The 15,230-nt window shown below is 52.0% G+C and carries 6 protein-coding genes; 3 read left to right on the top strand and 3 right to left on the bottom strand.

The genetic code is table 11. The features are described 5' to 3' along the window. Nucleotides 1-294 precede the first annotated feature (294 nt). On the bottom strand, nt 295-2,961 hold the full coding sequence (locus V6M90_RS20155) for an AAA family ATPase (protein ID WP_332847036.1): 2,667 nt from the start codon (nt 2,959-2,961) through the stop codon (nt 295-297). Nucleotides 2,962-3,136: 175 nt separating this feature from the next. Between V6M90_RS20155 and V6M90_RS20150 the strand changes: the two genes are divergently transcribed. From V6M90_RS20150 to V6M90_RS20140, 3 genes are all read left to right on the top strand, one after another. Further along, nucleotides 3,137-7,153 (top strand): helix-turn-helix domain-containing protein, encoded by a 4,017-nt coding sequence (locus V6M90_RS20150; RefSeq protein WP_332847035.1) that lies wholly within the window; start codon nt 3,137-3,139, stop codon nt 7,151-7,153. A 619-nt stretch (nt 7,154-7,772) separates the two neighbouring features. Next, nucleotides 7,773-8,774, top strand: a complete 1,002-nt coding sequence (locus V6M90_RS20145) for a DUF4917 family protein (RefSeq protein ID WP_332847034.1) — start codon at nt 7,773-7,775, stop codon at nt 8,772-8,774. 147 nt (nt 8,775-8,921) lie between these two features. After that, complete coding sequence (locus tag V6M90_RS20140; protein ID WP_217385001.1) at nt 8,922-9,422, top strand: hypothetical protein; 501 nt, start codon at nt 8,922-8,924, stop codon at nt 9,420-9,422. Between the two features lie 461 nt (nt 9,423-9,883). Here the strand turns inward: V6M90_RS20140 and V6M90_RS20130 are convergent. Together V6M90_RS20130 and V6M90_RS20125 are read right to left on the bottom strand one after the other, a co-directional pair. After that, a protein-coding gene (locus V6M90_RS20130) for an IS3 family transposase (RefSeq protein ID WP_332847033.1) occupies nt 9,884-11,046 on the bottom strand; the annotation gives its coding sequence in 2 pieces (ribosomal slippage) (nt 9,884-10,791 and nt 10,791-11,046; 1,164 coding nt in all). A 370-nt stretch (nt 11,047-11,416) separates the two neighbouring features. Continuing rightward, nucleotides 11,417-15,142: a hypothetical protein gene (locus V6M90_RS20125; RefSeq protein WP_332847032.1), complete on the bottom strand. Its 3,726-nt coding sequence runs from the start codon at nt 15,140-15,142 to the stop codon at nt 11,417-11,419. Nucleotides 15,143-15,230: the final 88 nt, after the last annotated feature.

Raw genomic sequence — 15,230 nt, 5'->3', positions numbered from 1 at the left:
GAGCAGGGTGGTCGTCGATGGCTTTCAATGCACGTCAGACTCGGCTTGCACGAGGGATGCCTGGATGATTGGTCGCCTAGGGCAGGGCACCAAGCGCCTGGTAGGACACCAAATCACATTCGGTGTCCGGTGTGTCATAGCTCAACGACAGATATTGCGGCTAGCTGCTTACGCTGCTAGCCGTAATATCTGTTGGGAGAAGTCTATTGATAAAGGAGCGTGCCTGTGCACTCGCCCCTATATTTGAAGTTAATGCTACTCCCAGCCGAGATCAAGCGTACGCCGCAACGAATGCTAGCGTCCGCCTCGCAGATCTAAGCGGTCTAGCTCCTCAAGAGTTTGGACAACGACCTCGACAAGTTCCCCGTCAAAGTCATCGCGGTCTGCCTCCTCATGAGTGCCTTTGTTCAGGTAGGTCCAGACAAGATTATTGACTGGAATACCCAAAATGCGGCCATACGCAGCAAGAAGTGGCTCTCTGTTCGCATGGTGGAAGGTCTGGGCATCTCCCAATTTCTTGACCAACGCTTCGCATAGATTTCTCAACGCAGGCTCGGCACCGACGCCAGCCAACATCAGATTCAACACGCCTTGGCCATGACTTCCAAGCCACCGCCAAACTTTCTCGCTCAGCATCTCCAAGGCTTGGCGAGAAGCAGCGAGCGCATCTCGGTCGTTGAGCGCTTCCCTTGCTGCCCTGGCCTTGGCAATATAATTCGCGCTCGGTACGTTGCCGGTAACTCTCGGTTGATAGTTGCCATCGTGATGTCGGAACAGGTAGACCTGGCACGCATTTCTGCGACGGGCAGGAAGGTGTTGTTGGATGTCTTTAATGAACTCGTTGCTGTGACAGGTGACGATTAGTTGGATTTGAGCGAAGTGGTCGCCCTCAAAGATCGCCTCTCGGATTCCGCCTCGATGGTCATGGTCGATGGCATTGATGGCATCGTCGAAAACGATAACTGGGCAGCCGATGCTCTTCGCTTTGGTCATCAAAATGGCAAGGCCGAGACAGCGTATATGCCCCTCGCTCAGAACGTGGAGCGCATCGACGCGGAGCCCAGGGTTTCCCCGGAAGCTGATTTCGATCTTTTCTTCGCCAGTCAAAGGGAGATGCAGCGCTGATAGCTTGTCCTCGTCGCGATCATTGCGATTGAACGCGTTATAGAGGTCTCTGGCAGCGTCATTCAGCCCAGCCATTAGCTGACCAGGGAGTTGATCTCTATAAGATCTAAGTACTTCGAGAAATCTGTCGTAGGCGGTCTTGTACGGCCTGTCGCGGGCGATATCTAGTCTCTCCTGCTCCGCTTGTGCGATCAACCCAGCATTTGTTTCGTCGAATGCTTTGATGCGGTTACGTGCTGCTTCGATATCCGCTTGCAGTTGTTGCCGCTTGAGATCTTGCGCTTGCACCTTTAGCTGGAAATCGTTGAGTCGCCGACGTTCATCGATGTGCGGTTGTCGATCTCGCTGAGCCGTCCTTGACGCCTCGTCTTGCGCGGTCATGCGGTCTACTACGCCGAGGATCTCATCCAGCGAAGGCATTCCGCGCTGGCCTGCGGGGGGCTGGGGATAGATATCTGTCCACCAACGACCGACAGGCTCCGCGGGGAGTTGCAGAGCCCATCGACCGACTACTGATTCCTCTTCTTGGTGAGCAGTTATGAACGCGCTGAGGGGGGAGAACATCTGCCGCAACGCGCGAGATGCTTGGCCAAGTTTTACGTCAATGGTCTGCTGTTGCTCTTGAAGGGCACCCAGCTCTTCAAGCTGCTGCAAGCCGTCGACTGCCTTCTTAAACGGATCTGCGGCAACATGAGCGTCACCGTTCAATGGTGTGTCGCAAGCGGGGCAGCGGTCTCCAACAGTCTGCTGCAAGGCGAGAACAGAGTTGTACAGTGCCTTGAAGGACACTTGGTCGCTCTTCGCCCGAAGAGAATCGATAACCGCATCAAGCTCCTGGGAGCACTGGTGTGCCTCTGCGAAAGCATCCTGGAGACCTTGTCGTGTGACACCAAGAACACTCGGTGGAACCGCTTCCAGGATGCCATCAAGCTCTTGGAGACGTCCCGGAGATTCCCCTGTACCAATCAAGCCCTTCAGGGTTTGATAAGTGAGTTCAACTGCGTACTCCTTGGCTAGAGAGGATTCCTCTTCGTCCAGCACTTGCTGGGAGGCAGCTTCTCCATTAACGGTTGCTTGGTCTGCCTTCAGCGCGTTCCGGCGCATCGTCAAGGTGGTTTGTAGTTCTGCGACCAGAACAAGCTGTCCGTCGATGGTCTCGTTGAAGTGGCCTACGAATTCATTGAACTGGTCCATACCAAAGAGTGTGGCAATCAGTTCGGCTCGCTGAGCATTAGGCCGGGCAGCGATTCTTGAGAATGCGTCGATTCGGTTTTTTTCTATAAAACAGAAGCGGTAGGCGTCGAGATTTGCAGCAACGTCGACCTCGCGTCCTTGTTGATCCGTAGCCTTCAGAACTGGCGGATCGAATCGTCTGTCGTGGACATTTGCCAGATACGTCCTTGCCGCAATACGCTTGTTGCCGGCCTCTTCGACATCCCCAAGAAGGGCATATTCCAATCCTTCGCAAAGGCTGGTTTTTCCGCTGCCATTGGGGCCGTAGAAAAGGATGATCTGCTTTGTTAGGTCGAAAGGCTCAGGTGCTCGGAATCCTCTAAATGGACCGAGCGTCAGGTGACGCAACCTAACCCATGGCCAGACGCCTGCGTTTGCTTCAGCGACGTCGGCTGGAGGCGCCTCAACCGTACCATCAAGCTCTCGCCGCATTAGGCCTACTAGAAAGCTGGAGCGCTGGCTTCGTTGTCGTGAGGTTTCCGCCAATTCGTCAAAGTTAGCAAGGGCCAAAGTAGCCAGGCGGCGCACGCCGCCGGGAACTTGCCTATCTGGCTGGTAAATCCAGTGCACGAAGCGCTCAAAATCCTGTCTTGCCGATGCCATGCCCCCTCCCTTTGATCAGCGGTATCTGTAGCTAGCGTACCGTATGGGTCATAGGGCTCACCAGGAGCACCTGAGTTAATATTCAGCCGGGCCGTATCCTAGGTGATCTTGACGTTTTCACATTCTAGATTATTCTGAAACACAATTAATGTGTTTTTGAATTTTGGAGGGTGGCATGGTCAAGTATCCCGAGTTCGCAGCGCTCATTGTTACCCTCAGAAACGCTAAGGGGTGGAAGCAAAAGGAGTTTTCTACCAGTGCAGGCCTCACTCAGCAGACGGTTAGTCGCTGGGAGAAGGGTGCGTCCCGTCCGAGGGCGGAAGAGCTGCCTCGCCTCGCTGCTCTTCTAGAGGCGGAGTTGAGCGTTATGGCTGCCGCTGCTGGATATGTACAGCCTGCTCCAGTCAGCGGTCAGCCTGAAGGTGCGCCGACCTATGACGTTCCGCTTCCAGTGCATTCTTTGCGACCTGACAGCTTCGAAAACTTTAGTGCTGATTTTCTTCACCGGTACTACCGTAGTCGTGCCGGCGTAGTAAATCGCTTTGGTGGTAATGGCAGCAAACAATACGGTATCGATATTGAGGTGCGTGGGAGCACTTTCCTGCATTCATTTCAATGCAAGCGTGTAGAAGAATTTGGGGCGCAAAAAGTCCACGATGCTGTGGCCGAACACACTTATGTGTCAGATCTCAAGGTGCTGTTGCTTTCCAATATCGCAAGTCCTAAAGCCCGCCAGGCAATTGCTCAGTATGATGGGTGGGAGCTGTGGGATCGGATAGATATCTCAGCAAAATTCCGTGAGCTATCAATGGTTGATCGAAGGGATTTGGTCGACATTTATTTTCGAGGGCAACGCCAGGCACTTCTTGGTGAGCCGGAGTCGGGGCCATTTCAGAGGGCCGAAGAGTTCTTTAAGGGTTTCACGGATAAGGGTCGCTTCTTTAATCATGCCTGGACTTTAGTAGGCAGGGAGGAAGAGTTAGAAAGGCTGGCTGCAGATGTTCTCGATGACAATCTCCTGGTTACGATGCTTCTGGGGGCTCCGGGGAACGGGAAGACTCGACTTCTACGAGAGGTTGTTGAGAGGGTGCGAGGGGCGCGGCCGGATATATGTATTCTTTTTGTTTCTCCGACGGAAGATGTCAAGGCACAACATTTAGACGAGTTGGGGGGCGATGCGAAGCTATTAATTATCGACGATGCCCATGATCGTGATGATCTTGCCCAGTTGATGCGGTATGCGTCAGTGGCAGAGAACAGGGCAAGGTTGTTGATTTCATTGCGGCCATACGGTCGAGCTATGGTTCGTAATCAAGCCTCACTTGTAGCTATGGATAGCCCTCAGGTAGCAAGTGTGGAGTTGAGGCCGCGTACTAAGCAGGATGCAAAGATCCTTGCTTTGCAGGTATTGCAAGCCTCGGGCGGGCCGATCGAGGCGGCAGATATCATTGCGGAACTGACATACCCCACGCCGCTTGTGACCGTGCTAGCTGCTCAGATAGTCGCCAAGGAGAATGTAGCGCCGGCGTTGATTGGCAACAGCGAGAACTTTCAGGAGCATGTGCTTGCTAGGCTGGAAGATATTATTGCTGGCAAAATTGTGACTGGGCAGGACGTACCCAAGCTTCAAGCCGTTCTTCAGATGGTCGCATTGCTGCAGCCTGTGGTGTTCGATGATCCGGCTTTCCTCCGGATCTTGCAGGAGGTTGAGGGGCTGGGGCATGAGGATGCTCAGCGCCTGCTTCGTCTCCTCGGTGAGGGGGGAGTTCTCTTTAAGCGCGGTCTTCGTCACCGGCTGGCTCCGGACCTGCTGGCTGACTCCGTCATCCAGCGCAACTTTATTGGTATTGATGGATCCGTAACCCCCAAAGTTGAGCGTGTTTTCGAGCTCGCTGACTCTGAGTACCTGAAATATCTATTAGTCAACCTAGGGCGTCTTGACTGGCGTTTGCGGAATGGTGATCCAGAGGGCAGCACATTGCTATCCAGTATTGGACGAAAGCTCCAATGGCACGGGGAGTACCATAATCCGCACGTTCATGCCGTCGAGGCCGTGGCTTACTATCAGCCGCGGCTGGCACTCAACTTCGCTGAGCGGCTTATAGAGGAAGGTCATGGGGATGACGGCGGCGTATGCGGGATGATTCGCAACGCTGTCTTCAACCCGGAAGTTTTGGAAGAAGGGTGTGCGTTGCTATGGCGGGCGGGGCGAGGAGACGCCCGCGCGTTGAACTCGCATCCGAACCACGGAATACGAATTCTGAGAGAACTTGCTGAGTTCTCACCTAACAAGCCAGTGGCTTATGTGGAGCAAGTGGTAGCTTTTGCTACTGAACTGCTGGAGCGCCCTGTGGCCTTGTCCGGGACTTACACACCTTTCACTATATTAGAAGGGGCGTTAGGTACTGAGATGGAGGAGGTCACTTCGAGTAATCGGAGTTTTACAATTACTCGATACAAGCTGGATTTTGAGCTTGCCAAGAGCGTACGGGCGCGAGTGATCGATGTCATGGTCAGCTCCATAGAGCAAGGCCCACACCGGAAGGCATTTCTTGCTTCCAGTTTGCTTTCTGAGGCGCTTCGCGGCCCTATGCATGGCAGCGAAGATCTTGAAACGTGGGACTTTGCTCACGCTGAATTACTTCAGCGCGTGCATCTTGTGCTCGAAAATGCTCCGGTTCATCCGGCTGTTCTGGTTCAAACAGCGATATCCGTCAGTTGGCATGCTTTCTATAACGAGAATCAAGCATGCCGTTCTAGTGCGCGAGCTGTAATTGGGCTGTTGGGTCGTGACCTGCCGAGTCGACTGGTAAGGCTCATTGGTGACGCGTGGGGGCATCAGACGTGGGATAGTGACGAGTCTTTCGAGTACAAGGCCCACGAAGCTGAGACTCTCGCTTTGATAGCGGATCTTACGGCCGAGTTTCCCAATGCTCTGGATCTGTATGAGTTCTTGGATCATTGGCTCAGTGAGATTGGTCACGTCGCAGGTAACGGGTGGGGGAGTTCGTATGTTTTTGTGAACCGCTTGCTTCAGAGGCGTGCAGATCTTGCTCAAGCGATCATGGCCAGACAGTCGAGCTCCCAGTCGCCCTTGAATAACTTTTCAGGGGCTGCTCTGGCCGTCCTCATAGCAGATCAGAACCGTCACGGTCTTATCGCTGATTTGTTAGGGGCTGATTCGGCGTGTGCTTGGGAAATAGTTTCGGATGCATATGCACGTCAGGCCGATGGATTCTTCACTGATGCTGATTTGCCGGTTTTGCGACGCATTTTTCAGTCGAATGACCCTTCTGTTTTACGCAACTCTGCATCTATCGCGCGCCAGATTGCCAAGGGTAATCCAGCGCTAGCGGTAGAGATGATCTGTACCGCCGATATGGTTGTCTCTCCTCAGGCTACCCATGATTTTTTCATGCTCTTGTCGAGCCGTAGCATCCTCCCCGCGGGAAGTATCAGTTTTGACCAATGGCGAATTCTTTTGAGAGCGCTAGAGCGGATGCCTGAGCTTGATGATCATTGGGTTATCGAGTTTCTCAAGCAAGCTGTTGAGGTGGTTCCGGCAGACGTGGTTCAGATGATGAAGGGTAGATTGCAAGCTGTTGGTCGTTGCTTGGGGTATAGATCAATGCGCAGGGATCGTAGTGGTGCAGGGCTTGGTCTTCTAGCGCATCGTGATGGGCATCGCCTATTGCAAGAACTTCTTACCTGGGCCGTGGATGGTCAGGTGGGTGAGAAGCTGACTATAGATATAGGTGCGTGTGTTTCGGGTCTTTGCGGTAAGTATGAACAGCAGCTGCTCGATTTGCTGCTGTTGCTAATTAAAGGCGGCGGCCAAGCGCACGTAAATGTTGTCGCAAGCACGTTACGAAGTGCGTACCAGTCGCTCGTGATTCAGGAAGCGGCCTTTGTTAGAGAGCTATTGAGTCAGGCGGAGCTTATTAGCGAGAAGGCCGTAAGAGATATCTCCTCAGCTTTATGGTCATCCGCCGTATCTGGCGGAAGATCTGGACTGGCTGGAGAGCCCTTTAGTGAGGATTTGGCACTTAGGGAACATGCAGAAAAGACCCTCAAAGGTATGAGCAGGATGGATCCAGCGTATAGGCTGTACGGGGGGCTGCTTCAGCACGCCAAGGACAACATAGATCGGCAGGCAGACGAAAAGCGCGCGATGGAGCTGGAGGACGAGTAAAGGCGATACATCTGGCATGCCTGAAGTGAGCCAACAGGCGAAGGCTCCTCGCTCTCTGTATCCTTCTCGTTGATCGACCATGTTGTCGCTAGCGTCCTCGCCTTGCAAATTGCTTCATAGCGCCCGCCAGCAAAGCTGCGCGCGAATGACGGTGAAACAGACGGTAAAGGCACGTATCGATCACTGCCAATCCCTTTAAGTACGCGGGCTTAGGCGAGTTGTTTATGATTGAGTGGGCTACGTCAATGCTATCCAGGCCCAGTCCTCCAACTATGGTGTATTGCCCCTGGTCCATGGTTCTCACCAAAAACTGTACATCTGCCTAGTTGAGTTGACGTCGCCAGAACGAGCCAGAGTAGTGATTTGATGAAACCCGATACCGCATGCAGGCGGTTAGCTGTTACTCCCAGCCGGCCGCCTTCGACCTACAACAGGCGGTGGCGGAAAGCAGCATCCGGCAATCAGGTCGACAGCTACTCCCCACTCATACAGTTTCCTTCCGTGCACTCATTCAATTCTTGCCGCGGCTCGGTGATCACGTCTTTTATTGACGCGGTCACTGATAAACGTTCACCGGGTCCGGCTATCATCGCGCAACAACATCCAGAGCGGAGCCGGTATGCCATTCCCCATCCTGCCGTGGGCAGAAATTTCTAACAACTACCGTCGCGGCACTATCTTGCTCGGCAACGGTGCGAGCATCGCGATTGCGCCGACCTTCGCGTATGGCTCTCTGTTGACGCATGCTCGCGAGAATGAGTTGCTCGACGGCGATGTGCAGCGCCTGTTCGACTTCTTCGAAACCAGCGATTTTGAGCTTGTCCTGCGGCTGGTCTGGCAGGCCAGCAACGTGAACCGGTCACTTGAAATTCCTGACGAGCGAACGCACCAGGCGTATGTGCGAGTTCGAGACTCCTTAATACAGGCGGTCCGCAGCGTACACCCTGAGTACGAGCAGGTCACACAACACCTGCCCAACATGTACCAGTACCTTAAAGGGTTCGACACGGTCCTCTCGCTGAACTACGACTTGCTGATCTACTGGACCATGGCGCACGGCTTTAACGTCGACGATGGTCACAAGTTCAAGGACTGCTTCCGCGACGGCAGTTTTGACGACGATTGGCGGCGATTCCGTTCGCTTTACGGCGAGCGCGAAAATACCTTGGTCTTCTACCCCCACGGTAGCTTGGCTCTGAGCCGTAATAACGTGGAGGAAGAGTTCAAAATCCATGCTGCAGGCCATGGGCTGCTGGAAGCGATCCTGCGGCAGTGGCGTAGCGAACAAGTTGTGCCTCTGTTCGTCAGTGAGGGCACCGCCGGGCAAAAAATCAACTCAATCCGTAGCAGCTATTACCTGTCCACGGTCTATCGGGAGGTCCTCACATCGCCACGCAGATCGCTGACTCTGTTCGGCTGGGGACTGGGGGAGCATGACAGGCACCTGCTCAAGCGAATGCGAGGCAGTGGCATCCAGCGTGTGGCCGTTTCAGTATTTCGGGGCAGCCAGGCTTACTGCAATACGGCCCATCAGATCATCCAGGATGACCTCGGCGGGGTAGAAGTAGATTTCTTCGATAGTGAGAGTCCCGGCTGCTGGATTCACCCGGCGGACGAATAGGCTGGGACTTTTGGGTGCTATAAAGGCCATGCAAACAGCGTCGCTGCCGGCATGGCTCTACCGGACAGGATTGGCTGCTGCAGAAGACTGCTTTTTCACCCAGCGTGGTAATTGCCGACGACGATGTTCTGAGGGATGAGGGTTTATATGTTCAAGGTTAAAAAAACACGTCCAAAGTTGCACGTTGTTGTGAGGGCATCCCGGGAGCTGGCACTCGCCTTCGCGTTGGGAGGAGTGCCAGTTCTGTTAAACTCAGAGTCGTCAGCACAGTTCAAGGCAATGCTGGACCTTTTACTCGCGGCACCTTTTTTGATGGGCTACTACGCATGGCTGTGTTTAGCATTCGCGGTGGCTGCAATTGTTAAATACAAGTGGAGGTTCATGTCCGCTCGGTATCAGCGTTGGCTCGACGCTGTGCATCTTTTTTTAGGTGACATTGGTGGAAGTTTTTTGACCGCAGGCAGAACGGGTCTAGGAGCGATACTGGGATTTTTGACGGTTTGGCACTGGGTCGAACCGGACTCATTGAGCGCTGAGAATGTAATTCGTACGCTTGTTACGGTTTTCAGTCTCACTTTACTTAGCGTGATGCTGGCGCTGGGCGAAGAAACTTTGAAAGACCCAAAGCTAGCAGCAGCCAGTAAATAGCTCTTCGAAGATCTGCCGCCAAGGGGGGCGACATTCATCATTCAGTTTTGATGATTGTGGCAAGCTGCTAAGGATGCTGGCAGCGTGGGTAAATTGGGGATCTAGGTGTGGTAATTTCTCCGGCATCAGCACAGCACATAGCCAAAGGAATTCGTGTGGATAGGGAATGGGTAAGGCCGATGGCTTGGCAGTGTTGTTGGGGGATACTTCAACTATCACGCCGTGCCAGGAAACCTGTTACGTCTTGATGGTTTTCGAGTTGCGATTTGCCGCTTATGGCGTCAAGCCCTCAAACGTCGTAGCCAGAGAAACAGGCTTCAGTGGTCGCGATATGGACGCCTTGCCGACCTCTATATACCAAGGCCCAGAACCGCTCATCCCTACCCAGAAGAACGCTTCGCGTCACGTACCTTAGGGAGGAGCCGTATGCGTTAGCTCCTCACGGGGGGGGCATGTAGTGGTCAACTAATCCCGGACACGACGTTAAGTTTTTCCTCGGCCCGCGCTGGTGCCAACCCATCGTTGAATTGATGAGGCCGAATCCAGTTGTAGCGATGCATCAAAAAATGGCTGATATCGCGCTGTGCTTCCTGCGCAGTTCGATAGCCCACGGTCGGTATCCATTCTGTTTTCAAGCTGCGAAATACGCGCTCCATCGGTGCGTTATCCCAGCAGTTTCCTCGTCGACTCATGCTTTGGCGTATGCGGTATCGCCACAACCGCTGCCGAAAGAGTCGGCTTGCATATTGCGATCCTTGGTCTGAGTGCAATAGCAGATCCGAAGGCCTGCCACGCTGCTCGTAAGCCATATCCAGCGCTTTGATCACCAACTCAGCGTCTGGCTTTTCCGACAGCGCCCAGCCCACGATCCGACGCGTACAAAGATCCAGGACGACAGCCAGGTAATGCCACTTTCCTTGCGCCCAAATGTAGGTGATATCGCCGCACCAGACTTTATTGGGCGCTGGCACGTCGAACTCGCGGTTCAATGTGTTCGGGATATCCAGTCTTTCTACTGTTGCTCGTTTGTAGGCATGGGAGCCGGGTTGTTTGCTGACTAAATCAAGCTCGCGCATCAAGCTACGCACTTTGAATCGACCGAGTTGCTCACCGTTTTCACGCATCAGCGACAGGATGCTGCGACTGCCCGCAGAGCTGCGACTTTGCGAGAACAGCTCACTGACGCGACTACGCAATCGAAGCCGTTCAACATCGGGCGTGCGGCGCCGCAGGCGCTGGGCGTAGTAGCACGAGCGAGTGACGTCAAACACCTTGCACAGCCAATCAACCGGCTCATGTGCGCTCAACTGGTCAATCAGCGCGAACGCTCGTGATCTTCCGACATCAAGAGCGCGGTAGCCTTTTTTAGTATTGATTTCTCTCGCTCAAGCTGAGCAATCCGGGCTTCTAGCTCCTGAATTTTTTGCTGTTCCGAAGTCAGTGCCTTGCTTTGCGGGGTGATGCCTTTATGTTCTTTCTGAATCTGGTCAACCCAGCGGCGCAATGCCGACTCACCAATGCCGAGTGAACGGCTGGCTTCGATGTAACTGTAGTTTTGCTTGAGCACGAGGTCGGCAGCCTCGCGTTTGAATTCAGCAGAAAAGGAACGGCGTTGTTTGGTCATCTGACACCTCGATCTGGCGAGCATTCTCGCCTAAATGGGTGTCCGGTTTCATTAGACCACTACAGCAGGTAACTGCCATCCCTACCGCGACCGGTTGTTTTACGTCGAGCTTACCCTGTCCAACCTTTGCCGCGTAGGCTAGCAGCGCTACTAAATCCACGTCCAAGCGGTCGACGATCTCCTCCACCATACCCAACCTGGCGTTGGATCGATAATTCTCCAAATTATGCATATGGCTGGCATCGCCGGGGCCTGCAAGCGTCTCTTGCGACAAGCCCCGAGCCGTACACTACGGGTTCGGAGCCTGATTTTCTAACGAGTGCTCTAAATTTCCCGCTTTCTCTCTAGAGGGCGCTCAAATCCATGAGTGCTACTTCATTTTGAAGTCGAGTAAGTGATGGAAAATGCTGATGTCTTTATTGTTGAGTTTGCGAGACTCTTTGTAGTATCGAGTCCTACCCCTGGTGAATGGGCTTTCCAGCTCCTCTAGCGTACCTCTAGTATCAAATCCATGATAATCAATTGATTCAACGTATTCGCGATAGCTTAAGCTGAGCTCGTCAAAATCGGACGACGCTGTGTACGCTATTACAAAAATTGGACTCATGCCAAGCGCGTTGTAGCGGACAAGTTTGTCAAGGTGTTCTTTGGTGGTGGCTTTATTGAGTTTTTCACCGAGTCTGAACGCCTCAATCAGTCCGATAGTATTTTTTTTATTATCGATGATCAAACCATCCGTTTCGCCTACGCTCTTACCTGATCCTGAGTACCCCACCCTGGCTTGTTCATAAACTGTCCATCCGGCGAAATGCATACGTTGTCGCACGAGGGAGGTTAACCAGTCATTGATCATGTTTTCTTCATCAATAGAGATAGGAGTGGTTTTAGTATCACCTTCTTTTTTGCGTTGTAGGTTTCCGACTCGGGTTAGTAGTTCGCAACCAACTTGCTCCATGATGTGATTTAGAAAGTCGTCAGTTGAGCCGCGGGGTTCAAAGAAGATCTGGCTGTGGTCATAGCCATTACGATCTAGGATGTTCAACCAGATAGTTCTTAATTGCTCTTGGCTGGATATAATCTCAGCCATAGACGGCTGAGTTACCCTAGCGGGAAGCATTGACCCATTCTCATCTAGGGATTTTCGAAGCTGAGAAAGGTCACTGAAGATGGACTGCGGTGCACCTTGATGTATCTCAGTTAAGTGTTCTAGGTATTTTTCAGCATCTGCCCGCCTATGCGTTACCTTTAGATATTCCACTCGTACAGGCGCTAATTCATAAGACATGCGCTGTTGAGAAGAGGCACGTTCCCAAAAATCAGCGAAAACATCTAAGCGAGAAACTTTTAGGCATAGTTGTAGTATGTAGTTAAGATCGATGTCGGACAGCTGTAACTTTGTACCGCTGGGGCGCAGATTGTCATACGTGTCCATCCATATTTGAAAATAAGCTTCCAGCGGGGCGGGTGGCTGAGTAGGCTCGGGCCACTCTAGAACTGTTCTAATCACACCTGTCGCACTCTGAATCGATGGGGCAGTCTCCAAAGACCTGATAAACCCATTCAGTGCTTTGGTGGAATCTAGTTCGATGTTAATCAGTGAGATCAGGTGAGTTTTGAAGTCTTGAACCTCCTTTAGAACCTGCTTGTCATCAGATTCAACCTGATACTTGATCAGTTCCTCAGCTTTTTTGGATTTGTCGATGCCGTTGTTGCCATAAATGTTTTTAAGGTCAATTTTTGCTGATAGTTCGTCTACTCTATTTTTAAAGGTTTCGTGGGCGTGCTTTTTAGCGAAGCCAAGATAGTACGTCGCAATTTCGGCATTGCCGCTGTTAGTGGCTTTAACTATGACGTCTAGCACTTCCGGCATCCATGTGGGTTTCTCGGTTTCTAGATTTCGCTCCGCTAGTATGTCTAGGATTTGGGCTTTATAGTCGTAAGGCGCCGTTTTTTCGAGCAACGTCAGTAGCGCGCTCATGGGCGCGTTGCACTCTGATAAAGCCTTTGTAAAGCGTTTGAACTCTGCAGGTTTCAGCTCATTAGCCGTATCGCATATGGTAGGCCATAGATGAACGGGACTGCGATCAGATTTGTCGTGAATGTAGTCGAAACTACCCAGGGAGCTTTTCCTTGTGAAGCCAAGGCGTTTGATGATCAGTGTCATCGCATCCAAGAGGTCTTCGCGATCACGCTCGTCAGTAGCAGCTTGAAGAAAGCTTATCAATAACCTAAGGTGAGTTCTCGCGCCATACACAAGATCTCTCTGCTTCTTGGTATCTTCGGATCGCTCAGCGGTCTCGCTATTATCCAGTAGATGTATCAATCTAGCTTTATCGCCGCGTGATGCAATTCTGAATATCTTAGACCAATCAAACTCTTCTAGTACTAGAGGGTCGTCGGCTGAATTGCATTTGCCGGTCGTACGCTCCTCGATAACAATTTGATAGCTAGAAATCAGTATCTGGCTAATTTTTTGCGAGTCAAGTTCATTTCTTTGATTGGCATGGTCTTTTGACCATTCTAAACACCAAAATAGCATGAGCCACTCGCCCAAGGGAGAAACTCCATCTTTGGCTCTAGCGAGAAGTCTGGCACGAATTGTTTCCAATACGAGGGTCAGATTGTCAATAATCAGCCGTTCACGTGGGCCGTTTTGTACTCTGCATTCGAGGGCCTCCAGTACGTGCTTCAAGCTAGGCAGGCGTGTTTCGCTGATTGTCTTATGTCGTGAGTTATACCCAAATTCATGAGAAGTAACCCAGGCGACCATTTCGCATGTGTTGGCGATGCACGCTGAACGCATTGTGTCATCCAGCCAGACATTGAAGCTCTGAATGTAGATCTCCAGTGCTTGTGTCCAGACGATATCTTGCCATTTCCTTTCGTAGTCGACTTTCTTGGAAATCGGTCGTGCAGTTGGCTGTAAGTTTCTGTAGATACTTATCAGACCAATGTGGCTAGTAGTGTGTTCTGAAAGCAGATAACACTGGTACGCTGGGTGTGAATTATCGCTAAAAAGAATGCCGACAAGCCTCGGGCTGTCGGCGGATTTTTCAATCAGTTTACGGGTTAACGGAAAGCTGCTTGCACTAGAATAAAGATTTCGCTCGCTTCTGATAATTGTCCAAGCAAGGTGGGCGGTGGCGAGGTCATCAGTTCGGTAATAGCCGGGTTGATTCCACCACTCGATTTTTTCAAGAAGTGTCCAGTGCTCTTGATTCTGTTCATGGTTCGTGTAATATTTTAGCGCAGATACATCAAGCGCGTCGCGATAGGACGCGGTCTCTTGGCCTGATGTCGATGAATTTAGCCTGTGCGCAGACTCTATCATCGATCCGATGCGATGATGTAGCAAGGCTATGTCGAGTGAGCATTCTTTCCAGTTTTGATCTAGCGTCGAGTCAGCGAGAATGTAATTGAGTGCTGCCTGGAGATACGTTTCGCTATCTTCATGTTCAATATGAAATACGCCATCATCGCCATGTACAAGGTGCATCCGGCTCGCGTAATTTGCGAAAGCAGCATCTGAACTGTCATGCAGCTCTTGCAATAATGGCCAGAGGTATGTTCCCACCCCGTAGACATCGTCGTAGTCTAATTTGATCCGGTAATGGTCGCCATCTTCCTCTAGATACTCCTCTATGAATAACTTCTTGCTCTCGGATACTTTGTTTGCAGGGATTCTGAGGTGGGGCGTTACCAGTGGGCCGCGCAAGAATTTTATATCATACAAGTAGCAATAAGCATTCAACTGATCCCGTAGCTTCTCGGGCATGTCGGGTTCGACATGTGTGCTTCCTGCGAGTCGCAAGTCGTCATGTGGGAAACGTACTATTCGGGCCTGTTCGAGTTCATCTAGGCTAACCGCTCTTGCTAGGCAGTAATCACCCCCATCGCTAGATGGCCAGGGCTCACGCTCCTCGATCAGGCCTTTGACTGTGTCCCGATCCAGAAGGCGAGGGTAAATCTCGGCATCGCAGATTAGCTTCGCTACGATTTTGTGAATCGGATTGGGTGTTATCTCGCAATTCTCGTGAAATTGCTTGTACAGCCCCAGCTTTCTTTCCAAATCCTGAATCAGGTCGAACGCACTCATCACCGCTAAGTCCTTGTCCCTGAGGCTGACACCCCTTTATGGGTAGCGATTTTACTGGAGGATGAGCGATCTGGCGATGAACGGTTAT

Origin of the sequence: Pseudomonas lactucae, from assembly GCF_036688725.1 — a bacterium.
GTDB classification, from domain to species: domain Bacteria; phylum Pseudomonadota; class Gammaproteobacteria; order Pseudomonadales; family Pseudomonadaceae; genus Aquipseudomonas; species Aquipseudomonas lactucae.
The sequence above is the reverse complement of the archived record's forward strand: the minus strand, read 5'-3'. Positions and strand labels throughout refer to the sequence as shown.

What these genes read in the sequence shown, in the direction of transcription:
- V6M90_RS20155 (WP_332847036.1), bottom strand. Translation starts at nt 2,961, where the DNA reads ATGGCATCGGCAAGACAGGATTTTGAGCGCTTCGTGCACTGGATTTAC.
- V6M90_RS20145 (WP_332847034.1), top strand. Translation starts at nt 7,773, where the DNA reads ATGCCATTCCCCATCCTGCCGTGGGCAGAAATTTCTAACAACTACCGT.
- V6M90_RS20125 (WP_332847032.1), bottom strand. Translation starts at nt 15,142, where the DNA reads ATGAGTGCGTTCGACCTGATTCAGGATTTGGAAAGAAAGCTGGGGCTG.
- V6M90_RS20150 (WP_332847035.1), top strand. Translation starts at nt 3,137, where the DNA reads ATGGTCAAGTATCCCGAGTTCGCAGCGCTCATTGTTACCCTCAGAAAC.
- V6M90_RS20140 (WP_217385001.1), top strand. Translation starts at nt 8,922, where the DNA reads ATGTTCAAGGTTAAAAAAACACGTCCAAAGTTGCACGTTGTTGTGAGG.